This window comes from Cronobacter dublinensis subsp. dublinensis LMG 23823 (genome assembly GCF_001277235.1).
Taxonomy (GTDB): Bacteria; Pseudomonadota; Gammaproteobacteria; order Enterobacterales; family Enterobacteriaceae; genus Cronobacter; species Cronobacter dublinensis.
On sequence record NZ_CP012266.1, the window covers coordinates 1,888,265 to 1,914,925 of the forward strand.

At 59.8% G+C, this 26,661-nt stretch carries 17 protein-coding genes; 11 read left to right on the forward strand and 6 right to left on the reverse strand.

What is annotated here, in order from left to right; all coding sequences use genetic code 11:
• Positions 1-133: 133 nt before the first annotated feature.
• Complete coding sequence (ydiK, locus tag AFK67_RS08675) at positions 134-1,252, reverse strand: AI-2E family transporter YdiK (protein ID WP_032967388.1); 1,119 nt, start codon at positions 1,250-1,252, stop codon at positions 134-136.
• A gap of 213 nt (positions 1,253-1,465) precedes the next feature.
• Here ydiK and ydiJ point away from each other — a divergent pair, with 213 nt between their 5' ends.
• From ydiJ to ldtE, 9 genes are all read left to right on the forward strand, one after another.
• Positions 1,466-4,522 carry a D-2-hydroxyglutarate dehydrogenase YdiJ gene (ydiJ, locus tag AFK67_RS08680; RefSeq protein WP_007725053.1) on the forward strand — a complete coding sequence of 1,019 codons (3,057 nt, stop codon included), beginning with the start codon at positions 1,466-1,468 and terminating at the stop codon, positions 4,520-4,522.
• On the forward strand, positions 4,519-4,929 hold the full coding sequence (gene menI / locus AFK67_RS08685; protein ID WP_007725056.1) for a 1,4-dihydroxy-2-naphthoyl-CoA hydrolase: 411 nt from the start codon (positions 4,519-4,521) through the stop codon (positions 4,927-4,929). The genes ydiJ and menI overlap by 4 nt, the downstream gene beginning before the upstream one ends.
• Positions 4,930-5,299: 370 nt before the next feature.
• Positions 5,300-5,677, forward strand: a complete 378-nt coding sequence (sufA, locus tag AFK67_RS08690) for a Fe-S cluster assembly scaffold SufA (protein WP_007725057.1) — start codon at positions 5,300-5,302, stop codon at positions 5,675-5,677.
• A gap of 2 nt (positions 5,678-5,679) precedes the next feature.
• A complete protein-coding gene (gene sufB / locus AFK67_RS08695; RefSeq protein ID WP_007725064.1) occupies positions 5,680-7,170 on the forward strand; it encodes a Fe-S cluster assembly protein SufB in 1,491 nt (496 codons plus the stop codon).
• 20 nt (positions 7,171-7,190) lie between these two features.
• Entirely contained in the window at positions 7,191-7,937 is a 747-nt protein-coding gene (sufC, locus tag AFK67_RS08700; protein ID WP_007725066.1) for a Fe-S cluster assembly ATPase SufC, read from the forward strand.
• A complete protein-coding gene (sufD, locus tag AFK67_RS08705) occupies positions 7,912-9,186 on the forward strand; it encodes a Fe-S cluster assembly protein SufD (protein ID WP_007725068.1) in 1,275 nt (424 codons plus the stop codon). The genes sufC and sufD overlap by 26 nt, the downstream gene beginning before the upstream one ends.
• Positions 9,183-10,403, forward strand: a complete 1,221-nt coding sequence (gene sufS / locus AFK67_RS08710) for a cysteine desulfurase SufS (RefSeq protein WP_007725071.1) — start codon at positions 9,183-9,185, stop codon at positions 10,401-10,403. The genes sufD and sufS overlap by 4 nt, the downstream gene beginning before the upstream one ends.
• A gap of 11 nt (positions 10,404-10,414) precedes the next feature.
• Entirely contained in the window at positions 10,415-10,831 is a 417-nt protein-coding gene (gene sufE / locus AFK67_RS08715; protein WP_007725075.1) for a cysteine desulfuration protein SufE, read from the forward strand.
• 94 nt (positions 10,832-10,925) lie between these two features.
• Positions 10,926-11,960, forward strand: coding sequence for a L,D-transpeptidase LdtE (ldtE, locus tag AFK67_RS08720; protein ID WP_007725078.1), 1,035 nt, complete (start codon positions 10,926-10,928; stop codon positions 11,958-11,960).
• A 139-nt stretch (positions 11,961-12,099) separates the two neighbouring features.
• Here ldtE and lpp read toward each other — a convergent pair whose 3' ends face one another.
• The 3 genes from lpp to ynhH form a co-directional block, all read right to left on the reverse strand.
• Positions 12,100-12,336, reverse strand: coding sequence for a murein lipoprotein Lpp (lpp, locus tag AFK67_RS08725; protein WP_002443218.1), 237 nt, complete (start codon positions 12,334-12,336; stop codon positions 12,100-12,102).
• A gap of 312 nt (positions 12,337-12,648) precedes the next feature.
• Positions 12,649-14,061, reverse strand: a complete 1,413-nt coding sequence (gene pykF / locus AFK67_RS08730; RefSeq protein ID WP_007748354.1) for a pyruvate kinase PykF — start codon at positions 14,059-14,061, stop codon at positions 12,649-12,651.
• Between the two features lie 14 nt (positions 14,062-14,075).
• Positions 14,076-14,279, reverse strand: a complete 204-nt coding sequence (ynhH, locus tag AFK67_RS23700) for a protein YnhH (protein ID WP_418884783.1) — start codon at positions 14,277-14,279, stop codon at positions 14,076-14,078.
• A 788-nt stretch (positions 14,280-15,067) separates the two neighbouring features.
• Here ynhH and AFK67_RS08735 point away from each other — a divergent pair.
• Together AFK67_RS08735 and AFK67_RS08740 are read left to right on the forward strand one after the other, a co-directional pair.
• Positions 15,068-16,330 carry an autotransporter strand-loop-strand O-heptosyltransferase gene (locus AFK67_RS08735; protein WP_007725085.1) on the forward strand — a complete coding sequence of 421 codons (1,263 nt, stop codon included), beginning with the start codon at positions 15,068-15,070 and terminating at the stop codon, positions 16,328-16,330.
• A gap of 31 nt (positions 16,331-16,361) precedes the next feature.
• On the forward strand, positions 16,362-23,696 hold the full coding sequence (locus tag AFK67_RS08740) for an AIDA repeat-containing protein (protein ID WP_038883812.1): 7,335 nt from the start codon (positions 16,362-16,364) through the stop codon (positions 23,694-23,696).
• Positions 23,697-23,824: 128 nt separating this feature from the next.
• On the opposite strand, the gene AFK67_RS08745 is transcribed toward AFK67_RS08740, so the two are convergent.
• Together AFK67_RS08745 and puuC are read right to left on the reverse strand one after the other, a co-directional pair.
• Entirely contained in the window at positions 23,825-25,105 is a 1,281-nt protein-coding gene (locus AFK67_RS08745; protein WP_007725112.1) for an NAD(P)/FAD-dependent oxidoreductase, read from the reverse strand.
• On the reverse strand, positions 25,098-26,597 hold the full coding sequence (puuC, locus tag AFK67_RS08750; protein ID WP_007725113.1) for an aldehyde dehydrogenase PuuC: 1,500 nt from the start codon (positions 26,595-26,597) through the stop codon (positions 25,098-25,100). The genes AFK67_RS08745 and puuC overlap by 8 nt, the downstream gene beginning before the upstream one ends.
• Positions 26,598-26,661 lie beyond the last annotated feature (64 nt).

Sequence of the window (26,661 nt, forward strand, 5' to 3'; positions counted from 1 at the left end):
CAATAGTTCAGCGTTAATGAATTATTAACGCGTCAAAGAACGGAATTTACGATAAATCACGGGTCTGACCAGTGGGGATGTCAAATAATTAATAAGTATTACTTAAGTAAAAGGCGGGTTTCCCCGCCTCAGTTTACTTTTTTACTTTTTCTTTATCGCTCTCTTCCAGCGCTTCGATCACAGTTTCCGAATTATCTTCCGGCAAGGGCGCTTCAAGCACCCACACCGAGAAGAGTCGCCACGACACCGCCAGCAGCACCGGACCGATAAATAACCCAATCATTCCGAACGCGATTAGCCCGCCGATAACGCCCGACAGGATCAGCACCATCGGCAGATCCGCGCCCATGCGAATAAGCATCGGGCGAATGATGTTGTCGAGCGTGCCGACCACGGCGCTCCAGATAAGCAGCACGGTGCCCCAGGTGGCGTCGCCGCTCCAGTAGAGCCAGATAATCGCTGGCACCAGCACCGGTAGCGGGCCAAGCTGTATCAGGCAGCTTAAGATCATGACGACCGTCAGAAGCGTGGCGTAAGGGATGCCGGAAATCGCAAGGCCGATACCGCCGAGCACGCCCTGTACCAGCGCCGTGACCACCACGCCGAGCGCCACGGCGCGGATCGCCTGGCCTGCCAGCACCACCGCGGCGTCGCCGCGTTTCGAGGCGAGCCGGATAGCGAAGTGGCGAATGCCAAACGCCACCTGCTCGCCGCGCCAGTAGAGCAGGGCACTGAACAGCAACATCAGGCCGCAGTGCATCAGCAGCCGCCCGATATGCGCCGCCTGGCCGATAAACCAGCCGGTCGTCGTGCCGAGATACGGGCGCACTTTCGCCATGATGGCCGAGCCGCCGCTCTCCACCAGATTGTGCCAGCCGAGATACAACTTATTGCCGACATACGGAATGCTGTTAAGCCACGCCAGTTCCGGGATAGTCATCTGGCCGGAAGTGAGCCAGTGAATAAACGGCGCGCTGTTATCCACGAGGCTGTTGACCAGCAGCGCCACCGGAATAACAAACAGCATGATGAGCATCAGAACCATCACCAGAACGGCCAGTGAGCGTCTGCCCCACAGCATTTTCTGCAGCCGCAGCAGCAGCGGCCAGGTGGCGATCACCACCGTGCCTGCCCAGGCGAACCCCAGAATAAAGGGCTGCACAATCCACAGGCAGGCGATGATCATGACCGAGAGAAACAACACGGACAGCAGAATTTGCGGCACGTCCATGGGCTGTCGAAGTTTTACCATAAACCACATTCACCTTTTGTCATACGCGTTACGCCCAAAGGGCGTTCCCGCCCCGGTCGGGGCGCTCTTATGATGAGTGATTTCCGGGCGTTTGAATAGCCGCCGCCCCGGCGCATTTCTGGCGGGCGTGACATATAAAAATGTGATACAACCTTGAATGCACAACGCAAACGATAACTTCCAACATCAAAATGTCAGGCAGGGTCAAGATCGATGATCCCACAAATTTCTCAGGCGCCAGGGCTGGTACAGACGGTGCTGACCTTTTTGCAGGCACTGGAGCAACAGGGTTTTACCGGCGATACCGCCACGAACTACGCCGATCGCCTCACGATGGCGACCGACAACAGTATCTACCAGCTCCTTCCCGATGCGGTGATTTTCCCCCGCTCCACCGCTGACGTCGCGCTGATGGCGCGCCTCGCCGCCGAACCCCGCTTTAAGACGCTGATCTTCACCCCGCGCGGCGGCGGCACCGGCACGAACGGCCAGTCCCTGAATCAGGGGATCGTGGTCGACATGTCGCGCTACATGAACCGCATTATCGAAATCAACCCGGAGCAGGGCTGGGTGCGGGTCGAGGCGGGAGTGATTAAAGATCAGCTCAACGACTACCTGAAGCCCTACGGCTACTTCTTCTCGCCGGAGCTCTCCACCAGCAACCGCGCCACGCTTGGCGGGATGATCAATACCGACGCCTCCGGGCAGGGCTCGCTGGTCTACGGTAAAACCTCCGATCACGTGCTCGGCGTGCGGGCGGTGCTGCTGGGCGGCGACATCCTTGACACTCAGGCGATGCCGACCGCACTTGCCGAGGAGCTGGGCCGCGCGCAGACCACGCTTGGGCGCGTTTACCACACCGTGCTGGAGCGCTGCCGCGAGCAGCGCGCGCTGATCCTTGAGAAATTTCCAAAGCTCAACCGCTTTCTCACTGGCTACGATCTGCGCCACGTTTTTAACGACTCACTTTCAGAATTTGACCTGACCCGCATCCTCTGCGGCTCGGAAGGCACGCTGGCGTTTATCACTGAAGCGCGGCTCGACATTACGCCGCTGCCGAAAGTGCGCCGCCTGGTGAACGTTAAGTATGACTCCTTCGACTCGGCGCTGCGCAGCGCGCCGTTTATGGTCGAGGCGCAGGCGCTCTCCGTTGAAACCGTCGATTCGCGCGTGCTGAACCTGGCGCGCGAAGACATCGTCTGGCATTCGGTGCGCGAACTTATCACCGACGTGCCGGATAAAGAGATGCTCGGGCTGAATATCGTCGAGTTCGCGGGCGATGACGAGGCGCTTATCGACGGACGCGTCGCGGCGCTCTGCGCGCGTCTTGATGAATTTATGGCCGGGGGGCAGGGCGGCATTATCGGCTGGCAGGTTTGCCAGGATCTTGCGGGCGTTGAACGTATTTATGCGATGCGTAAAAAGGCGGTCGGTCTGCTGGGCAACGCCAAAGGGCTCGCCAAGCCGATCCCGTTTGCCGAGGACACCTGCGTGCCGCCGGAGCATCTGGCCGATTACATCGCCGAGTTTCGCGCGCTGCTGGACGGTCATGGCCTGAGCTACGGCATGTTCGGCCATGTCGACGCGGGCGTGCTTCACGTGCGCCCGGCGCTGGATATGTGCGATCCGCAGCAGGAAATCCTGATGAAGCGCATCTCCGATGAAGTGGTCGCGCTCACCGCCCGCTACGGCGGTTTGCTGTGGGGCGAACACGGCAAAGGCTTTCGCGCCGAATACAGCCCGGCGTTTTTTGGCGACACGCTGTATGACGAGCTGCGGCGCATCAAGGCGGCGTTCGATCCGGATAACCGCCTGAACCCCGGCAAGATCTGCGCGCCGTATGGTCTGGACGCGCCGATGATGAAAGTGGACGCGGTCAAGCGCGGCACCTTCGACCGGCAGATCCCGCTCGCGGTGCGCACCTCCTGGCGCGGCGCGATGGAGTGTAACGGCAACGGCCTGTGCTTTAACTTCGACGTGAAAAGCCCGATGTGCCCGTCGATGAAAATCACCAGCAACCGCATTCATTCGCCGAAAGGGCGCGCGACGCTGGTGCGCGAATGGCTGCGATTGCTCGCCGACCGCGGCGTTGATCCGCTGCAACTGGAAAAAGCCCTGCCGCAAAAGCGCGCCAGCCTGCGCTCGCTGATTGAGCGGACCCGCAACAGCTGGCACGCTGAGCGCGGCGAATATGATTTCTCGCACGAGGTGAAGGCGGCGATGAGCGGCTGTCTCGCCTGTAAAGCCTGCTCCACTCAGTGCCCGATTAAAATCGACGTGCCGGACTTTCGCTCGCGCTTTTTACAGCTCTACCACACGCGCTATCTGCGCCCGATGCGCGATCACCTGATCGCGACCGTCGAGAGCTACGCGCCGCTGATGGCGCGCGCGCCGAAAACCTTTAACTTCTTTATGAGCCAGCCGTGGGTGCGCACGCTCTCCGAGCGCCATATCGGCATGGTCGACTTGCCGCTGCTCTCCACGCCGACGCTCCAGCAGCAGCTGGTAGGGCATCGGAGCGCCGGAATGACGCTTGAGGAGCTGGAGCGTCTGCCCGAAGCCGAAAAAGCCCGCACGGTGCTGGTGGTGCAGGATCCGTTCACCAGCTATTACGACGCGCAGGTGGTGGCCGATTTTGTGCGGCTGTGCGAAAAGCTCGGCTTCCAGCCGGTGGTGCTGCCGTTCTCGCCGAACGGTAAGGCGCAGCACATCAAAGGTTTCCTCCAGCGCTTTGCGAAAACTGCGCGCAAAACCGCGGATTTCTTAAACCGCGTGGCGGCGCTCGGCATGCCGCTGGTGGGCGTCGACCCGGCGCTGGTGCTCTGCTATCGCGATGAATATAAACAGACGCTGGGCGCGGAGCGCGGCGAGTTCCATGTGCAACTGGTGCATGAGTGGCTCACCACGGCGCTGGCGGCGCGTCCGGCCGCGCCGGTCGGCGGCGAGCCGTGGTATCTCTTTGGTCACTGTACCGAAGTGACCGCGCTGCCAGGCACGGCTTCGCAGTGGGCGGCAATTTTCGCGAAGTTTGGCGCAAGACTTGAAGGCGTGAATGTCGGCTGCTGCGGTATGGCGGGTACGTATGGGCATGAGGTCAACAACCATAAGAACTCGCTCGGCATCTATGAGCTGTCGTGGCACCAGGCGATGCAGCGCCTGCCGCGCGCCCGCTGTCTCGCGACCGGCTACTCGTGCCGCAGTCAGGTGAAACGCATCGAGGGCAGCGGCGTGCGACACCCGTTACAGGCGCTACTGGGGATGATTGTATGATTTGGCGACGTACAGCGACGCTTGAGGCGCTCAACGCCATGGGCGCGAGCAATATGGTCGGGCTGCTGGATATCCGCTTCACCCGGCTGGATGACAGCGAAATTGAAGCCACCATGCCGGTGGACCGCCGCACCCATCAGCCGTTCGGGCTGCTGCACGGCGGGGCGTCAGTGGTGCTGGCCGAGACGCTCGGCTCAGTCGCGGGCTATCTGTGCACCGAAGGCGAGCAAAACGTCGTCGGGCTTGAGGTCAACGCCAACCACCTGCGCAGCGTGCGCAGCGGCCGCGTGCGCGGCGTCTGTCGCGCGGTGCACGTCGGGCGTCGCCATCAGGTGTGGCAGATTGAGATTTTCGATGACGAAAACCGGCTTTGCTGCTCATCCCGGCTGACGACCGCCGTGGTGTAAACCTCTCCCGAAACCCGGTGCCCGCCGGGTTTTTCTTTTCTCTGTGCATCCCGTCATAACCGCCCTTTACGCCAACCCCTGCGTCACAGCGGCGCTATTATATAAATAGGTATAACCGATACATGTTTTGGTCAGGCGCTGGCATGATGAATTAATTCCGGCGTTCCGGTTGGTAATCTATTGATAATAAATAATTTTATGGCTCATATTTTGCCCGCTGCAGGCTCTCATGGACGGTCTATGCTTAATAAAAGTGTTCAAAAAGTGCCTTTAACGGGAATACCCCTGATCCGCAGAGGTTGAAGTGATAATTATTATCACTAACATAGCGTTATCGCCTGACAGGCACTCACTTCCAGGAGGCAGACCAATGGAATCACAAGCAGGTACGTTTAACCCCGCCGAGTTCAGCTGGCAGGGCCTGACGATGACGCCAGACGCGGCGAAACATATTCGCGATTTAATGGCGCAGAAACCGGGTCTGCTGGGGGTGCGCCTTAGCGTGAAACAGAGCGGCTGCGCCGGGTTTGGCTACGTGCTGGACACGGTTAGCGAGCCCAAAGACGACGATCTCGTTTTCGAGGCCGACGGCGCGCGCCTGTATGTACCGCTTCAGGCGATGCCGTTTATTGACGGCACCGAAGTGGATTACGTGCGCGAAGGCTTAAACCAGATTTTTAAATTCAATAACCCTAAAGCGCAGCACGCGTGCGGCTGCGGCGAAAGTTTTGGGGTCCAGGCGGAGTAATTATGTCCCGTAACAGTGAAGCAACTGACGATGTGAACACCTGGAGCGGCCCCCTGAACTACAAAGAGGGCTTCTTTACCCGGCTTCAGACCGATGAACTGGCGAACGGCATCAACGAAGAGGTGGTGCGCGCTATTTCGGCCAAACGCAACGAGCCCGAGTGGATGCTCGAATTTCGCCTGAGCGCCTTTCGTGCCTGGCTGGAGATGGAAGAGCCCCACTGGCTGCATGCGCATTACGACAAACTGAATTATCAGGATTACAGCTACTACTCCGCGCCGTCCTGCGGGCATTGCGACGACGCCTGTGCGTCCCAGCCGGGCGCCGTCCAGCAGCCGGGCGGCAACAGCAACAGCTACCTGACGCAGGAAGTGGAAGAGGCATTTAACCAGCTCGGCGTCCCGGTGCGCGAAGGCCGCGAAGTGGCGGTAGACGCGATTTTCGACTCCGTTTCCGTCGCCACCACGTACCGTGAAAAACTGGCGGAGCAGGGGATTATCTTCTGTTCGTTCGGGGAAGCTATCCACGATCACCCGGAGCTGGTGAAAAAATACATCGGCACCGTGGTGCCCTCGAACGATAACTTCTTCGCCGCGCTGAACGCCGCGGTCGCCTCCGACGGCACCTTTATCTACGTGCCGAAGGGCGTGCGCTGCCCGATGGAGCTCTCCACCTATTTCCGTATCAACGCCGAGAAAACCGGCCAGTTCGAACGCACGATTCTGGTGGCGGACGAAGGCAGCTATGTGAGTTATATCGAAGGCTGCTCGGCCCCGGTGCGCGACAGCTACCAGCTGCACGCGGCGGTGGTGGAAGTCATCATCCATAAAGACGCCGAAGTCAAATACTCCACGGTGCAGAACTGGTTCCCTGGCGACAACAACACCGGCGGCATTCTGAATTTCGTCACCAAGCGCGCGCTGTGCGAAGGCGAAAACAGCAAGATGTCCTGGACCCAGTCGGAAACCGGCTCGGCGATCACCTGGAAATACCCGAGCGTCATCCTGCGCGGCGACAACTCCATCGGCGAGTTCTACTCGGTGGCGCTGACCAGCGGCCATCAGCAGGCCGACACCGGCACCAAGATGATCCATATCGGCAAAAATACCAAATCCACGATCATCTCGAAGGGCATTTCGGCGGGTAAAAGCCAGAACAGCTATCGCGGGCTCGTGAAAATCATGCCGACTGCGACTAACGCCCGTAACTTCACCCAGTGCGATTCGATGCTGATAGGCCCGGACTGCGGCGCGCATACCTTCCCGTATGTGGAATGCCGCAACAACAGCGCCCAGCTTGAACACGAGGCGACGACGTCACGCATCGGCGAAGACCAGCTGTTCTACTGCTTACAGCGCGGGATCAGCGAAGAAGATGCTATCTCGATGATTGTGAATGGCTTCTGTAAAGATGTCTTCTCAGAGCTGCCGCTGGAATTCGCGGTCGAAGCGCAAAAATTATTAGCCATTAGCCTTGAGCACAGCGTCGGCTAAGGCGAGAAAAAGGATAAGACATGTTAAGCATTAAAGATTTACAGGTCAGCGTGGAAGAGAAGGCTATCCTGCGCGGTTTAAACCTGGAGGTAAAACCGGGGGAAGTGCACGCCATTATGGGGCCGAACGGCTCCGGGAAAAGCACGCTTTCCGCGACGCTCGCCGGGCGTGAAGATTATGAAATCACCGGCGGCGAAGTGCATTTCAAAGACAAAGATCTGCTGGCGCTGTCGCCGGAAGAACGCGCGGGCGAGGGCATCTTTATGGCCTTCCAGTATCCGGTGGAAATTCCGGGCGTCAGTAACCAGTTTTTCCTGCAAACCGCACTTAACGCGGTGCGCGACTATCGCAGCCAGGACGCGCTCGACCGCTTCGACTTCCAGGATCTGATGGAAGAGAAAATCAAACTGCTGCAAATGCCTGAGGACTTGCTGACCCGTTCGGTTAACGTCGGTTTCTCCGGCGGTGAGAAAAAGCGTAACGATATTCTGCAGATGGCGGTGCTGGAGCCGGATCTGTGCATTCTTGATGAAACCGACTCGGGGCTTGATATCGACGCCCTGAAAATCGTCTCCGAAGGGGTCAACGCGCTGCGCGACGGCAAACGCGCGTTTATCATCGTCACCCATTACCAGCGCATTCTGGACTACATCAAGCCCGATTTCGTCCATGTGCTGTATCAGGGGCGGATCGTGAAGTCTGGCGACTTCTCTCTGGTTAAACAGCTGGAGGAGCAGGGCTATGGCTGGCTTACCGAACAGCAGTAACGCGCTGCAACAGTGGCATCGCCTGTTTGAAGCGCAGGGCGGGGAGCGCTCCGAGGAGGCGCGCGACCATCTGCAACAGCTCCTGCGTCTCGGCCTGCCCACCCGCAAGCATGAAAACTGGAAATACACGCCGCTCGACGGCCTGCTGAAGCACGACTTTGTGACGCCTGCGCCGCAGCCGCTTGAGCGCGCCGCGTTTGACGCGCTGGCGCTGCCCGTGGACGCGCTGCGCCTGGTGTTTGTCGATGGCCGCTTCGCGCCTGAATTGAGCGACGCAACAGACAACAGCGGCTTTGACATCACCGTGAGCGACAGCCGCCGCGGGCTGCCCGCGCCGGTGCAGCCAGAGGCGTTTCTACACCTCACCGAGAGCCTCGCACAGAGCGTGACGCACATTCGCGTGGCGCGTAACCAGCAGCCGTCAAAAGCGCTGCTGCTGATGCATATCAGCGCGGGCCGCGCGGGCGATGAAATCAACACGGTTCACTACCGGCATCATCTGGAGCTCGCCGAAGGCGCGCAGGCGACGGTTATCGAGCACTACGTCAGCCGTGACGAACAACCGCACTTCACCGGCGCGCGCCTGACCCTGCAGGTGGGCGCCAACGCAACGCTTAATCACTACAAACTGGCATTTGAAAACCCGGCAAGCTGGCACTTCGCGCATAATGACCTCATTGCCGCGCAGGATGCGCACGCCGCCAGCAGCAGCTATCTGCTCGGCGCGGGCGTGCTGCGCCACAACACCAGCACCCAGCTTAACGGCGAAAACATCACGTTGCGGGTCAACAGCCTTGCGCTGCCGGTGAATAACGAAGTGTGCGATACCCGCACCTGGCTTGAGCACAACAAAGGCTACTGCAACAGCCGCCAGCTGCATAAAACCATCGTGCGCGACAAGGGCCGCGCGGTATTTAACGGGCTGATTAAAGTCGCGCAGCACGCTATCAAAACCGACGGCCAGATGACCAACAACAACCTGCTGCTGGGCCGCCTTGCCGAAGTGGATACCAAACCGCAGCTGGAAATCTACGCCGATGACGTGAAATGCAGCCACGGTGCCACCGTAGGCCGTATCGACGACGAGCAGATGTTCTATCTGCGCTCGCGCGGCATCAACGAACAGGCGGCGCAGCAGATGATTATCTACGCGTTCGCCGCGGAGCTGACCGAAAGCATCCACGACGAGGCGCTTAAACAGCAGGTGCTGGCGCGTATCGGCCAGCGCTTCGCAGGGGGAGAGGCATGAGTTTTTCTCTACAGAAAGTGCGTAGCGATTTTCCGGTGTTGTCGCGCGAGGTCAACGGCCAGCCGCTGGCCTATCTCGACAGCGCTGCCAGCGCCCAGAAGCCGACGGCGGTGATTGAGGCCGAGGCGGAGTTCTACCGCCACGGCTACGCGGCGGTGCATCGCGGTATTCACACGCTGAGCGCAGAAGCCACCCAGCGGATGGAAGCCGTGCGCACCCGCGCGGCGCAGTTTATTAACGCGCGCCTGCCGGAAGAGATTGTCTTTGTGCGCGGCACCACCGAGGGCATTAACCTTGTGGCGAACAGCTGGGGCAACAGCCAGCTGCGCGCGGGCGATAACCTGATCGTCACCGCGATGGAGCACCACGCGAATATCGTGCCCTGGCAGATGCTCTGCGAGCGCACGGGCGCGCAGCTGCGCGTGCTGCCGATTAATCAGGACGGCACCTTACAGGTCGACAAACTGCCTTCGCTCATCGACGAGCGTACCCGCCTGCTGGCGGTGACGCACGTCTCCAACGTGCTCGGCACGGAAAACCCGGTCGCTGATCTTATCGCCACCGCGCACCAGGCGGGCGTGAAAGTGCTGGTGGATGGCGCGCAGGCGGTGATGCACCACAAGGTCGACGTCCAGGCGCTCGACTGCGATTTCTATCTCTTCTCCGGTCACAAGCTTTATGGGCCGACCGGCATCGGCATTCTGTATGCCAAAGAAGATATCCTTCAGGCGATGCCGCCGTGGGAAGGGGGCGGCGCGATGATTGCGACCGTCAGCCTGACGCAGGGCACCACCTGGGCGGCGGCGCCGTGGCGCTTTGAAGCTGGAACGCCTAACACCGGCGGCATTATCGCGCTTGGCGCGGCGATGGATTATGTCGATGCCATCGGGCTTGAGGCCATTCACGACTACGAACGCACGCTGATGGCCTATGCGCTGCGCGAACTGCAGGCGGTGCCGGATTTACAGATTTACGGCCCGGCGGAGCGCCTGGGCGTCATTGCCTTTAACCTCGGTAAACATCACGCCTATGACGTGGGCAGTTTTCTGGATAACTACGGTATTGCGGTGCGCACCGGTCATCACTGCGCGATGCCGCTGATGGAGTTCTACGGCGTGCCTGCGATGTGCCGCGCGTCGCTCGCGATGTACAATACCGAAGATGAAGTGGACCGGCTGGTGGCCGGGCTTATCCGCATTCATCGTCTGTTAGGCTGAAAGGAGCAAGAATGGCTGGTTTGCCGGAAAAAGAGAAACTGCTGCGTAACTTTAACCGCTGCGCTAATTGGGAAGAAAAATATCTCTATATCATCGAGCTCGGCCAGCGTCTGGCCCCGCTTGATGATGCGGAGCGCGCGCCGCAATATCGCATTCAGGGCTGTCAGAGCCAGGTCTGGATAGTAATGACACCGCGTGACGACGGCGTGATTGAAATGCGCGGCGATAGCGACGCGGCTATCGTTAAAGGGCTTATCGCCGTGGTGTTCGCGCTCTATCAGCAGATGACCGCCCAGGACATCATGAATTTCGACGTGCGCCCGTGGTTTGAAGAGATGTCGCTGACGCAGCACCTCACTCCGTCCCGCTCGCAGGGTTTAGAGGCGATGATCCGCGCTATTCGCGCGAAAGCCGCCGACCTGAGCTAATCTTAAAGCACGGCTTTCTCCTGTCACGCGCGGCCCCTGCGGGCTTCGCGGATGTTCAGCATTCCGGCTGCGCCGGTGAAAACAGGTCGTGCTTATGAAACGCACTTTTTCCTTCCCGATGCTCGCGCTGCTGGTAATGGGCGCGACGCAGGCCCACGCTGTCGACTACCCGCTGCCGCCGCCCGGCAGCCGCCTGATTGGTCAGAACCAGACCTATATCGTGCCCGCTGTCAGTAAAAACCTGGAGAAAGTCGCCGAAACGTTCCAGACCGGCGTGCTGTTGCTGCTGGAGGCCAACAATACGGTCGATCCGTTTCTGCCGACGCCTGGCAGCGAGCTGACCATCCCGACGCAGATGCTGCTGCCGGACACGCCGCGCGAAGGAATTGTCGTCAATCTGGCCGAGCTCCGGCTCTATTACTATCCGCCCGGCGAAAACCGCGTAGAAGTGTATCCCATTGGCATCGGCCTGAACGGGCGCGAAACGCCGGTGATGTCGACGCGCATTATCCAGAAAATCCCCAATCCAACCTGGACGCCAACGGCCGCCATGCGCGCCCGCTCGCAGGCGCAGGGCATCATATTGCCTGCCGTGATACCCGCCGGGGCGAATAACCCGCTCGGGCGCTTTGCGCTGCGCTTACAGCAGGGCGGCGGCGAGTATCTCATTCATGGCACCAATGCGCGTAACAGCATCGGCCTGCGCGCCAGCTCTGGCTGCATCCGGATGCGAGCCGCAGATATTAAAGCGCTGTTTAATCAGGTGGCGTGGGGCACGCGCGTGCAGATAATCAATGAGCCGGTGAAATATGCCAGCGAGCCGGACGGTCAGCGCTATGTCGAAGTGCACCAGCCGCTGTCGCGTAGCGACGCGGACAATCCGCAGACGATGCCGGTCGTCATTACTGCCGCCTTCGGACAGTTTATTGACGATGCAGGCACTGACGCCATGGCGGTCGATAACGCACTGACGCGCCGCGCGGGTTATCCGGTGGCGGTGAGTGCGCACAGCGCGTCGCCCGCGCAGATTACGCCGATACAGAGCGTCAGGGCAACGGTCACGCCGCCTGCGGGCGTCGGGCTGTCAGAGGCTGCGGTACAGCCTGTCGCGCATGTGACGGTGCAGTAGGGTGTAAAAAGGCGCGAATGGCAGAGTGTGAGCAATTCTGCTGTAGCAGAGCCTGTCGGGAGTGTGCAGAGAAAGCGGGGCAGGAGAGAAACAAAAAAATGGCGCACAATGTGCGCCATTTTTCTTTAACACGGTACTATTACTTACGGTATTTAGTAGCCATGTTGTCCAGACGCTGGTTAGCGCGAGCTGCGTCGTCTTTAGCAGCCTGAACGTCGGAACGCATTGCGTTCACGTCGTTGCTCAGCTGGTCAACTTTAGCGTTCAGAGTCTGAACGTCAGAAGACAGCTGATCGATTTTAGCGTTGCTGGAGCAACCAGCCAGCAGAGTAGAACCCAGGATTACCGCGCCCAGTACCAGTTTAGTACGATTCATTATTAATACCCTCTAGATTGAGTTAATCTCCATGTAGCGTTACAAGTATTACACAAAGTTTTTTAGGTTGAGAATATTTTTTTGATGGGAATGCGCTTAATTTTGATCGTTCGCTCAAAGAAGCATCGACATTGCGCGGATCATTAAAAAAAATGAAGGAAAACAGCAAACTTTCATCGGATTCATCTTAGAAAGAAACAGAGTTAAATAGTGAAATCCGATTTGCTTTTTTATTCACAGCGTCTATTTAAGCCAAATTAAAAGGCGCCTCTCGGCGCCTTTTTAATCATTTTTAAAAAAAGGTGGATATTATTACAGGACGTGCACGGAAGCGGTGTTGGTGGTTCCGCTCGGTACCAGCGCGCCAGAAACCATCACGACCACGTCGCCTTTCTGCGCAAGGCCGCTTTCCAGCGCCGCTTCTTTACCCAGACGGTAGAAATCGTCGGTAGAGGAGATCTCTTTCACCAGCTGCGGCACCACGCCTTTGCTCAGCACCAGCTGACGCGCGGTCAGTTCATTGGTGGTCAGCGCGAGGATGGTCGCGTCCGGGAAGTATTTACGCACGGACTTCGCCGATTTACCGCCTTCGGTCGCGACGACAATCAGCGGCGCAGCCAGTTTCTCGGCAGTTTCCACCGCGCCGCGGCACACGGCCTCGGTGATGCGCAGTTTACGGCTGTCGTTGTTGAACTCCAGACGGCTGGTCATTACGCGGTCGGTACGTTCACAGATTGTCGCCATAATGGTGACCGCTTCCAGCGGGTATTTACCCTTAGCGGATTCGCCGGAGAGCATGACGGCATCGGTGCCGTCCAGAATGGCGTTCGCCACGTCGCCAGCTTCAGCGCGGGTCGGGCGCGGGTTCTTGATCATGGAGTCCAGCATCTGGGTCGCGGTGATAACCACTTTACGCGCACGGATACATTTCTCGATCATCATCTTCTGCGCGAAGATAACTTCTTCAACCGGGATCTCTACGCCCAGATCGCCACGCGCTACCATGATGCCGTCAGACGCTTCGAGGATTTCGTCGAAGTTGTTCAGGCCTTCCTGGTTTTCGATTTTGGAGATGATCTGGATGTGTTCGCCGCCGTGCGCTTTCAGGTGCTGGCGAATCTCTTCAACGTCCGAACGTTTACGGATAAAGGAAGCCGCAACGAAATCGACGCCCTGCTCGCAGCCGAAGATAAGGTCTTTTTTATCTTTTTCCGCCAGCGCCGGCAGCGCGATGGAGACGCCCGGCAGGTTAACGCCTTTGTTCTCGCCCAGATCGCCGTTGTTCAGCACTTTACAGATAACCTTGTTGCCTTCAATGGCGGTGACTTCCATGCCGATCAGGCCGTCATCCACCAGCACGGTGTTGCCGACGGACAGGTCTTTGGTGAAGCCTTCATAAGTCACCGCAACGGTTTCGCTGTTGCCGACGACGGATTTGTCGGTGGTGAAGGTGAAGGTCTGGCCCGCTTTCAGAGAGACGTCGTTGCCGCCTTCCAGTTTGATGGTGCGGATTTCCGGGCCTTTGGTGTCCAGCAGGATAGCGGCTTGCTTGCCGGTTTTCGCCAGAACGTTGCGCAGGTTTTTGATGCGCTGACCGTGTTCTTCGTAGTCGCCGTGGGAGAAGTTAAGGCGCATCACGTTCATGCCCGCGTCGAGCATTTTGGTCAGCATTTCTTCGGATTCGGTTTTCGGGCCGATGGTGCAAACAATTTTCGTCTTTTTCATGACAGTCTTAATCTTTAGTTGAAGGATATGGAAATCATGCCCTGCGGCGTGCTCTGCCGGTCGGGTAAACTTGTGTTGCGAAAGTTGTGATGCCACAGCCTAAGGATAGGTGACATCAAAAAAGCGTGCAGGAGAAAGTGTGCTTGAGGTTCAGCCAGGCGGCGAGAGCGCGAATGTTCGACGGTAAAGGCGTTATCCAATGTGCTGAAACCATTCAAGTTAGAATGCCCGCATTATAGCTTCCACAAGCGCAGAAAGGAATTAAAAACGCTGTTTCATAATGGAAAACCTTCCACCGCTTCGTTTCTGTTGCTTAGCCGTTAAGGAAGCATGACAAAACGTTATCGCATGACATTTATTGTACAGATAACTTGTGAGAGCGCTCGCAAATAGAGGAAGAAGTGCGCGATATATATTTCCCGGACCAAAACGTTTCGGGATCTATATTATGATTAACAGCAGGTGTTAAAAATAACTATTATCACCTTCAAATATATCCGGGCTGTTTAATTTTTATTCGTTAATAAATCCTGCAGATTCCCAAAACCCCTACTAATATTTGACATAAGAAAGACCGCATCGCTTCCTTTTGTCCTATTGAAAATAAACAAAGAGTATGTTTTCCGCGTTTCGCTTGCCGCTCCGCAATATATCTTTCCCGCCCCGAAAACCCCTTATCTGCATATTGCAAGGTGAGGATAATCCTAAAGTGGTGTCTCTATAGGAGAGCTAAATGCTTGTAAAGTTTAGCTTTAGTAAAAAGTCACTCTATGTGACTTTTCATCATGCCTTTGATTTATAAGGGTTTTTATATTTGGTAAAAATTTGCAATAAGTAACGATGTAGCTACACTAAAACCATCATTCGGACGGCTCAATGGATGGGCAAGATGTCAGATAAATAACTGTCTTGGGCTTTTCTCGTCCGAGAGTTGACGTGTGTCTGAAACGCGTCGGGTTAATTATTTAATAGCAGCATAACCCTGATACTGATAATTAAGGTAGGTATGGCGATGACGGTCACTTCATCTGCCAGTAATGGCTACGCCTTTATTTTACCCCCGGAAAAACCCACGCAGCAGGGGCCTGAAGGCATTTTGTACGATTTCAATGACGGCGCGCGGCTGCTTTTGCCTGCGGGCGACTGGCGCGTTGAAATAAGCGACAACGAAACTGGAAATATACTTTTCGCGAGTGATATCGCGCAGGGCTGGGTCATTAGCACCAAAAAATATTACGTGCCTTTTCGTCTGCAGGTCTGGAAGAAAGGGCACAGTGAACCGCTGCTCGATCACGCGCTCGATATGCGCGACAAACCGGTGTTGATCTCCTTTCCGACCGGCACGCTGGGCGACCTGGTCGGCTGGGTGCCTTATGCAGAGCGCTTTCGCCAGACGTTCGGCTGCCAGGTGGAATGCACCATGGCGCAGCCGATTATCGATCTTTTCGCGCCGGTCTACCCGGAACTGCAGTTTTACGCGCCGGATCGCTGGGCAAGCGAGCGCACCCATCACGAGCCGCCTTACGCCACCTGGCGCGTCGGGCTTTTCTTTCAGGGCGATCTCGACAAACAGCCGTTTGATTTTCGCGCCGTCGGCCTGCACCGCACTGCCGGTCATATTCTCGGCGTCGACCCAAGCGAAATCGTGCCCGATCTGCGCCAGAACGCCCCGCGCCAGATTGCCGAACCCTATGTCTGCATCGCCACGCAATCCACGAGCCAGGCCAAATTCTGGAATAACGGCAGCGGCTGGCATGAGGTTATCGAATTTCTTAAAGCGCAGGGCTATCGCGTTCTGTGCATCGACAAAGAGCGCGTGGTCGGGCGCGGCTACGTCTGGAACAAAATCCCGCACGGCGCGGAAGATTTCACCGGCAGCCTGCCGCTGCGCGACCGCGTGGCGCTGCTTGAGCACGCGGACTTTTTCATCGGCCTCGGCAGCGGTCTCTCCTGGCTTGCCTGGGGCTGTCGCATTCCGGTGGTGCTGATAAGCGGCTTCAGCCTGCCCGGCAGCGAGTTTTATACCCCCTGGCGCGTCATCAACACTCACGTTTGCAACGGCTGCTGGGATGACGTGCGTCTGAATTTTGACCATCAGGACTATTTCTGGTGTCCGCGCCACAAAGGCACGGACCGGCAGTACGAGTGCACGCGTTTTATCACGGGTAAACAGGTGATAGGCCACTTACGGCGGCTTATCTCTCTGAAAAGCAACCCATTCGACATCAAAACAACAGCATTGGCAGACCCAAATCAACACGCCGCGTGACGGGGTGTGAGCGGGTTTCGAGGGCATCAACATGAAGAGAAGTCTTAATTGCAGTTACCGGCTGGTGTGGAGTGAAGTCCAGCGCGCGTTTATCGTAGTCTCTGAGCTCACGCGAGCGAAGGGCAAGCGCGCCAGCGGAGCGGTGTTGTTGACGGCGGCGGTAGGAAGCGCGCTTGCCAGCGGCGGGGCGTTCGCATTCACGCCCGATGTCACCTCGTCGGTGCAGGACGAGCAGGTGCTTAACGGCACCCAGCAGGTTCTGGTCGGCGGGACGACCACTAATCATACGATCGGCGCGCAGGGCAATCAGATCGTCGCAGGCGGGCTGGCGCAGCAAACCACGCTCACCGACGGCGGCGTGCAGATTGTCCGCCAGCAGGGCGTGGCGACCGGCACCACCATCAACAACGGCCAGCAGGTCATTGAAAAAGACGGCAAGGCGCAGCGTACCGTTATACTGAACGGCGGCGTGCAGAGCCTCGACGGCACGGCGGTCCATACCGTGGTCGGCAATGGCGGCGAGCAGCATGTGCTCAATAGCGGCACCGCGACGACTACGCTGATTAACAGCGGCGGTACCCAGGCGGTTGACGGCATGGCCAACTTCACCGTCGTCAACGATGGCGGTCATCAGATTGTCGGCGGTTTCGCACATTACACCACCGTTAACAACGGCGGCGTTCAGTTTGTCAGCGTACGCGGCGCATCCTCTGATGGCGTTATCTTCGGCGGCGGCATTCAGCAGGTTTCCGGCGCCGCATCCGACACCAGTATCAACGACGGCGGCACCCAGCAGGTGCAGGTTACTGGCCAGACTCGCGGTACACAAATTAACAACCGCGGCACCCAGGCCGTTGACGGTATTGATTTCTCCGCGAATGTCAAAAACGGCGGCACGCAACTGGTCAACAGCGGCGGTGTGGCTAAAAACACCCAAGTGAACAGCGGCGGTCTGCAGCATGTATCGGCCGGGGGCGCATCAGTGGATGCGTATCTCTTTGGCGGTACCCAGCAACTGTCAGGCTCCGCGTCCGGCACCAGCGTTAACGCGGGCGGCTCCCAGCAGGTGCAGGTGAGCGGTAAAGCGACCGGCACGCAGATTGGCGACGGCGGCACCCAGGCCGTTGACGGCACAGCGATCGCGGCGGTCGTGAAAGACGGCGGCGTTCAGCAGGTGAACCGAGGCGGTCTGGCGAAAGACACCCAGGTGAACAAAGGCGGTCTGCAGCATGTCTCGCTCGGCGGCGCGTCGGCTGACGCACATCTTTTTGGCGGCGTCCAGCAGCTGGCGGGTACCGCGTCCAACACCCAGATCGATTCCGGAGCAGAGCAGCACATCGAAGCGACCGGTAAATCGGTCAGCGCGACGGTTAACAGCGGCGGCCTGCAGAATGTCGATGGCACCGCGAACTACGCGACGATCAACGACGGCGGTGTACAGCTCGTTCAGACTGGCGGCCACGTTAACAGCACCATCGTGCGTAACGGCGGTATCCAGGATGTCGCACTCGGCGGCTCCGCCTCTGGCTCTATCCTGCTCGGCGGCACGCAACAGCTCGCGGGTAACGCGGGTGAAACCGTTATTGGCAACGGCGGCGTACAGCACGTGAAAACCGGCGGCTCGGCAACGGGCTCGCTGATTAACGCAGGCGGCCTGCAGAATGTGGACGGCACCGCGAAAAACACCACCATCAATGACAAAGGCATTCAGCTCGTCAATCAGGGTGGCCTTGCCGATAACACCGCTATCCACAGTGGCGGCCTGCAGTATATCGCGCAGGGCGGGGCAGCCTCGGAAGGCGTGATTTTCGGTGGCGGCATCCAGCAGGTTTCCGGCACCGCGTCCGGCACCAGCGTAAACGAAGGCGGCTCTCAACAGGTTCAGGTGACCGGTAAAGCCACCGGCACGCAGATCAACTATCGTGGTACCCAGGCCGTTGACGGCACGGCGATTTCCGCCATCGTCAAAGACGGCGGCACCCAGCTTGTTAACAGCGGCGGTCTGGCGAAAGACACCCAGGTCAACAGCGGCGGTCTGCAGCATGTCTCCCTCGGCGGCGCGTCGGCGGATGCCCATCTCTACGGCGGCGTGCAGCAGCTCGCGGGCACCGCATCCAACACCCAGATCGATTCAGGCGCAGAGCAGCATATCGAAGCGACCGGACTTTCTGTTAGCGCGACGGTCAACCGCGGCGGTCTGCAAAACGTGGACGGTACCGCAAACTATGCGACCGTTAACGACGGTGGCACCCAGCTGATTCAGGTTGGCGGCCATGCCAACAGCACGGTCGTGCGCAACGGCGGTGTGCAGGATGTGAAACTCGGCGGCGCGGCCTCCAATTCCCTGCTGCTCGGCGGCACACAGGAGCTGGCGGGCACCGCGGGCGATACCGTCATCGGCGACGGCGGCGTGCAGCATGTCCAGGTGGGCGCGAATGCCTCCGGTACGCTGATTAACGCAGGCGGTCTGCAACGCGTGGACGGTACGGCGAAAACCACCACGATAAACGACAAAGGCATCCAGCTGGTTAACCGCGGCGGCAAGGCGGACAGCACCGCTATCAACAGCGGCGGCCTGCAGTATGTGGCTGAAGGCGGCTCCGCCTCCGACAGCGTTATCTTTGGCGGCGGTATTCAGCAGGTCTCTGGCAACGCGGCTGGCACCAGCGTGAACGACGGCGGTTCGCAGCAGGTGCAGGTCACCGGCAAAGCCACTGGCACCCAGATCAACTATCGTGGCACCCAGGCGGTTGACGGCACCGCGATTTCCGCGGTCGTAAAAGACGGCGGTACGCAGCTTGTCAACAGCGGCGGTCTTGCGAAAGACACCCAGGTCAACAGCGGCGGTCTGCAACACGTGGCGCTCGGCGGCGCGTCGGCAGACGCACATCTCTTCGGCGGCGTCCAGCAGCTGGCGGGTACCGCGTCCAACACCCAGATCGATTCCGGGGCAGAGCAGCACATCGAAGCGACCGGTAAATCGGTCAGCGCGACGGTTAACAGCGGCGGCCTGCAGAATGTCGACGGTACCGCAAACGCGGCCACCATCAATGACGGCGGCGTCCAGCTGGTGCAGAACGGCGGTCATGCCAATAAAACGGTCGTGCGCGACGGCGGCGTCCAGGATGTGAAACTCGGCGGCGCGGCGTCAGATTCCGTGCTGCTTGGCGGTATTCAGTCTGTTTCCGGCACCGCAGGCAGAACCGTTATCGGCGATGACGCTATCCAGCACGTGAAAACGGGTGGTCTGGCCTTCGCATCGCTGGTGAACTCGGGCGGTCTGCAGCGCGTTGACGGCACCGCGACCTCCACGGTTGTTAACGACGATGGCATCCAGCTGGTGAACAGCGGCGGCCTGGCGCGCGCCACCACCGTTAACAGCGGCGGCCTGCAACAGGTTAACTTCGGCGGCGCGTCTTCCGACGGCGTTATCTTTGGCGGCGGCGTACAGGTGGTCGCGGGCATGGCGTCCGGCACCAGCATCAGCGACGGCGGTCTGCAGCTCATCAGCAAAACCGGTATGGCGAACGACACCCACGTTAACCGTGGCGGCGTCCAGAGCGTTGACGGCACCGTGACGTCCGCCATCGTCAAAGACGGCGGTACGCAGATCGTCAATAACGGCGGTCTGGCGCGCGGCTCTGTCGTGACTGACGGCGGTTTGCAGCACATTAACAAAGGCGGCGCCTCGTCCACCGCGAAAATCTTCGCCGGCGGCACACAGGTGGTAGCGGGTACGGCATCCGGCACCAGCATCGGCGATCGTGGTACGCAGCTCGTCCAGGAAACCGGTAAAGCGGTGGACGCGCAGATCAACAGCGGTGGCACCCAGGCGGTTGACGGCACGGCGATTTCAGCGGTCATCAACGACGGCGGTCTGCAGCTTGTCAACGTCGGCGGTCTGGCGGCGGGCTCCATCGTGCACAGCGGTGGTGTCCAGCATGTGAAACTCGGCGGCGCAGCGTCTGACGGCACCGTGTTCGGCGGCGGCACCCAGCTCGTAGAGGGCACCGCGTCCGGCACCAGCGTCAGCGACGGCGGTGTCCAGCTCATCATGGCGAGCGGCCAGGCGAAAGGCACGCTGGTCAACAGCGGCGGCGTACAGCGCGTGGACGGCCAGTCCTTTGACGCTGTAATTAACAACGGCGGTCAGCAGCTTGTCGACCCGCACGGCTGGTCGCGTAATACCGTGATTAACGCAGGCGGCACCCAGATCCTTAGCAACCAGGCTGTCGCTATCTCCACCGTGATGAACGGCGGCGAGCAGCACGTTAACAACGGCGCGAAAGCCCTGGCGACCCGTCTGCTCGGCGGCACCCAGAATATCGGCAACGGCGGTAAAGCCTACGAGACCCGCGTCGAAAAAGGCGGCGTGCAGAATGTTAATTCGGGAGGCTACACCTACGGCGGCACCATCTCTACCGGCGGCAGACAAAACGTCTTTACCGGCGGCACCACGGATTTCACCTTCGTGGATGGCGGCCTGCAGGTCGTTGACGGCACATCTATTGTCAGCATTGTAAAAAATGGCGGGCATCAGATAGTCAATAAAAATGCCAACGCTGAAGTTTCGATTGTTATCGATGGCGGCCTGCAGGATGTCTATGGCACCACCACGGGCTCGGAAATCACCAGGGCGGAGCAGCGCGTCTATGAAGGAGCGAACGTTACCTCAACCTGGCTGAATGACAATGCGAAGCAGACGGTCTACAACGGCGCAGTGGTGACCGAAACCCGTAACCGCGGCGGCGAGCAAAACCTGCTGAGCGGCGCCCGCGCCGTCAACACGGTAATGGAAACGGGCGCGGTGCAGAACATTGCTGCAGGTGCGACGGCGGTCAACACCTCGCTGATTAACGGCTCTGTCCAAAACGTGCGCGGTACCGCAGACGGCGCAGATTTTTCGGCCAACACGGTACAGAACGTTTACCGCGGCGGGGTAGCGAAAAACACCGGCCTCTATTCCACCGGTGTGCAGAATATCTACAACGGCGGTCAGACCTTCAATACCAATATTGAGAACGGCGGCATTCAGAACGTGCTGACCGGTGGTACGGCGACCAGCACGACCATCAATCTGGGCGGTACGCAGAACGTCAACAGCGGCGGTACGGTTATCTCGACCATCATCAAGGCGGGCGGGATCCAGAACGTTAATGACGGCGCGATCGTTATCGACAACACCGTGATCGGCGATCAGGTTGTCAACAAAGGCGGCACGGTGGCTTCCTCAACGGTCAGCGAGAACGGCAGCCAGAGCGTGACGCTTGGCGGCACGGCTATCGCGACCACCGTCACTAAAGGCGGCATGCAGTTTGTCCGTCAGGGCGGCGTGGCCGACCAGACCATCATTCACCAGGGCGGCATGCTGGCCGTGGCGGATGACGCGGCGGCGACCAGTATCGACCTGAACAGCGGCGCGGGCATCATCGCCGGCACCAACACGACGGTTGACGGTAAGAACGCGCTGGGGCAGTTCTCCATCGCTAACAAGATTGCCAACAACCTGCTGCTGGAAAGCGGTGGTCTGTTGAGCGTCGCGGCGGACGGCATCGCGAACAACACTGTGGTACAGAACGGCGGTAAACTCAGCGTGGCGGATGGCGGCATCCTGACGGGTAACACCGAACTGAAAGACGGCTCGGCGATCTCCGGTAACGTCATCAACACCGGCAAACTGAGCGTCACCACCGATCAGAGCGACAACGCCATCGCGGCGAACGTCAGCGGCACCGGCAGCCTCTATAAAGAAGGCAACGGCAAACTGACCGTCAGCGGCGTGCTTAACCAGACCGGCGGCACCTGGCTGCAAAGCGGCACCCTGGTGTTCAGCGGTCTGCAGGCGGTCACCGATGTTGTCGCGCAGCTCGGCACCTCGCTGCAGCTGACCAACGGCTCTACGCTGACCGGTATGATTGACCCGACCGATCTGACCGTTGACGCAGGCTCGACCTGGCTGATGACCGATGACTCCCTGCTCAATAACCTGACGCTCGGCGGCTCCATCGACTACCAGACGCCGACCGGCGCGTTCGTACCGAAAACCCTGACGGTCACTAACCTGACGGGCAACGGCGGCACCATCACCCTGAACACCCTGTTCCAGGGCGGGACGGCCACCACCGACAGCCTGATCATTGATGGCGGCACTGCGACCGGCAACACCCGCATCGCCATCCGTAACCAGGGCGGTCTGGGCGCACGCACCACCGGCGACGGTATTCAGGTCGTGAACGCCATCAACGGCGCGACCACCACCGACGACGCGTTTAGCCTGGCGAACAACCTGCAGGCGGGTGCGTATAACTACAGCCTGCGTCAGGGCGCTGGCAGCGAAAGCTGGTATCTGACCACGGCGGCCGGCAACGGCAACGAGAATGGCCCGCAGAACTACCGTTCGGCCATGTACCTCTACAGCTCGCTCTATGCACAGGCGATGGACTACGACAGCGCGCTGCTTGGCTCGCTTGACAGCCGTCGTTACGCGGCGCGCACGCCTGGCGAGGATGGCAGCAACATGTGGGCACGCTTCCAGGCCGGTCAGTTGAGCCATGACCACGGCGCGTCTGATCTGCGTAACGGCAACACGCCGGAAAGCAAAGGCGGCTACACCTTCCTGCAGATCGGTAGCGACCTGTGGAGAGCGACAGCGTCTTCCATGGAATGGGGCGTGGGCATCTACGGTGCGGCGGGTCTCTCTGCCATCGACGTACAGCGCAGCGAGAAATCAAAAGCGGGTACGGTACGTGACGACGCTTACAGCGCCGGTCTGTATGTCAACGGTGTACATGAAAGCGGCTGGTGGGTTGATGTGGTGGCGCAAGGCACCCGTCATAACTTTGACACCAACCCGCGCGACGGGGACGGTCTGAAAACGCACGGCTGGGGCTATGTCGGCTCCTTCGAAACCGGCCTGCCGTTTGATATCGGCAGCGGTCTGGTGCTCGAACCGCAGGTGCAATACCAGTACCGTGGTGTGAACCTGAAAGATGGTGGCGACGACGCGGCTGATGTTCAGTTTGGCGACGGTCACAGCCAGCAGGTCCGTGCCGGTCTGCGCTTTGGCAACAACGCGACGCTGAAGACCACAGGCAACCCGCCGCCAGTCAGCTGGTGGGTGCGTCCGTCCTTCATCCAGACGTTCGACTCCAAAGGCGATGTTAACGTCAGCGCGCCAGGCGTGGCAGGCAGCGAAGTCTCCTTCAGCCCGGATCAGGACGGCACCGCCGCCGCGCTGGATGTAGGTATCGACGGCCAGATCCGCGACAACGTGACGCTTGGCGTACGCGCCGGCTACACCAAAACCATCGATGACGCCGGCACCGGCGGCTACGGCGGCCAGGTGACGCTGAAAGTCAGCTTCTGATAGTAGTAAGATGACCACAAGCCGCCCCCCAGGGGGCGGCTTTTTTTTGCGTGTAATAAAGGAAGGGGGAGATGGCGGGCCTCACGTTTGATGTAGGGTGGGTAAGCGAAGCGCACCCACCATAACACTCAAACGCCCAGCCGATCCCGCAGGCTGTAATACGCGGCGCCCATCGCGGTAAACGGGATCTGGAACGACCGCCCGCCGGGGAACGGGTAATGGGGGAGGGTGGCGAACGCATCGAACCGCTCGGCGTCGCCGCGCAGCGCCTCGGAGATAAGCTTTCCGGCAAGATGCGTACAGGTCACTCCGTGGCCGCTGTCGCCCTGCATATAATAAATGTTGTTCTCAAGCCGCCCGAACTGTGGCATCCGCGACAGCGTCAGCAGGAAATTCCCCGTCCAGCGGTAATCAATTTTCACGCCTTTTAGCTGCGGGAACGTCTTTAACAGCTTCGGCATAATCAGCCGGTCGATATCGTCCGGGTCGCGCGCGCCGTAGACCACGCCGCCGCCATAAAGCAGACGGTTGTCGGCGGTCAGGCGATAATAGTCGAGCAGATAATTACAGTCCTCGACGCAATAATTATTCGGCAGCAGCGACGCGGCCACCTCGGGGGCCAGCGGCTCGGTCGTCACCACCTGGGTGCCGCACGGCATACTGCGCCGCGCGAGCGCGGGCTCCAGCCGGGTGCCGAGATAGGCGTTGCCCGCTACAATCACATAGCGCGCTGTCACCTGGCCCTGCGCGGTTTTCACCACGGCAGGCTGGCCGTGGGTAATGCTCACCGCCGCCGACTGCTCGAAAATCTGGCCGCCCTGCTGGCGAATCGCCTCGGCCTCGCCGAGCGCCAGATTCAGCGGATGAATATGGCCGCCGTTGCGGTCGAGCAGCGCGCCGGTGTAACGCTGGCTCGCAATCTCCCCGCGCACCGCGTCGGCGTCCAGCAGCTCCAGGCCGGTATTGCCGTAGCGCTCCCAGTTCGCCTTCTGCTCCATCAGCCCCAGATACTGCTTGCGGTTAAGCGCCACAAACAGCCCGCCGGGGCGATAGTCACACTGGATGTCGTAACGCGCAATGCGCTCGCGGATGATTTCGCCGCCCTCAAACATCATGCTGCCGAGCATCCGCGCGGTGTCGGCGCCGTAGCGCGCTTCGATAACGTCGATATCGCGGCTGTAGGAGTTCACCACCTGGCCGCCGTTACGCCCGCTCGCGCCATAGCCGATGCGCGCCGACTCCAGCAGCACCACGTCATAGCCTTGCTCCACCAGATGCAGCGCCGATGAGAGCCCGGTATAACCGCCGCCAATGATACAGACGTCGCACTGCACCGACTCCGACAGCGTCGGGAAGGGCGCGTGCGGGTTAGCGCTTGCGGCATAGTAGCTGTTTACATGTTCAGTCATGGCTCTGCTCCAGGCTCATCCAGATAGTTTTCAGTTCAGTGAATTTTTCCAGCGCGTGCAGTGACTTATCGCGCCCGTTGCCGCTCTGCTTGTAGCCGCCGAACGGCACGGTCATATCACCGTCATTATAGTTGTTGATAAACACCGAACCGGCTTTCAGGCGGCGCGCCATGCGGTGCGCGCGGGAGAGCGAGCGGGTCCAGACCGCCGCGCCCAGCCCGTAGTCGCTGTCGTTGGCGAGCCGCAGCGCCTCCTGCTCGTCGGTGAAGGTCGTGACGGCCAGCACCGGGCCGAATATCTCTTCGCGGGCGACGCGCATCTGGTTATCGACATCGGTAAAAATAGTTGGACCGACGCTCGCGCCGTGCGGCTGGTTGCGGCCATCGAGCCACAGTGTCGCGCCCTGTTCCTGCCCCAGCTCGATATAACGGCGCACGCTGGCGGCGTGCTCGTCATCGATCAGCGTGCCCATGACGGTGTCTGGGTCCAGCGGGTCACCGGGCGTGAAGCTTTGCGCATGCGCTTTCACGCGCGCCAGAAACGCATCTTTAATGGACGCCTCCACCAGCAGACGAGTGCCCGCGATACAGACCTGGCCCTGGTTATAGAAGATCCCGGCGGCGGCCGCGGCCGCGGCCTGGTCGAGATCCGGGCAGTCGGCGAAAACGATATTGGCGCTCTTGCCGCCCGCTTCGAGCCACACGCGCTTCATATTCGATTCACCCGCGTCTATGAGCAACTGCTTGCCGGTGCGGGTCGAGCCGGTAAAGGTCATCACGTCCACATCAGGATGACGCGAGAGCGCCTGGCCCGCCTCCTGACCGAAGCCCGGTATCACGTTCAGTACGCCGTCCGGCAGGCCCGCGTCTTTGGCGAGCGCAGCGAGACGCAGCGCGCTCAGCGGCGATTTCTCCGAGGGTTTCAGCACCACGCTGTTCCCGGCGGCGAGCGCCGGGCCAAGCTTCCAGCAGGCGAGGAGCAGCGGGAAGTTCCACGGCACGACCGCCGCCACCACGCCGACCGGCTCGCGCACGACCATCGCCAGCGCCTCCGGGCCTGTAGGGGCCACTTCGCCATACTGTTTATCGACCGCTTCGGCGTACCAGCGCAGGGCGCGGGCCGCGCCTGGAATATCATCACGCAGGCTATGGCGGATCGGTTTGCCGGTGTCGAGCGACTCCAGCAGCGCCAGCTCCTCGTGATGCTGTTCCATTAACGCCGCGAGGCGCAGCAGCACCGCTTTACGACTGCCGGGCGACGCCTGCGACCAGTCGCCGCGCCCGAACACCGCGCGGGCGCTGGCCACCGCGTTATCGACATCGGTCCGCGCGCCGCGCGCCACCTCCGCCAGCGCCTGGCCGGTCGCCGGGTTAAACACCGTAAATGTGTCGCCGCTCGCCGCCGGGCGATACGCGCCCTGATAAAACAGCCGGCCTTCGATGGACAGCTGCGCCGCCTTATGCTGCCAGTATTTTACGTTATGAAATTCCATAGCCTCTCCTGTAATAACAAAGGGTTAGCGCGTAATGAGCGGAACAAGCCGCCCGAATTTGCGA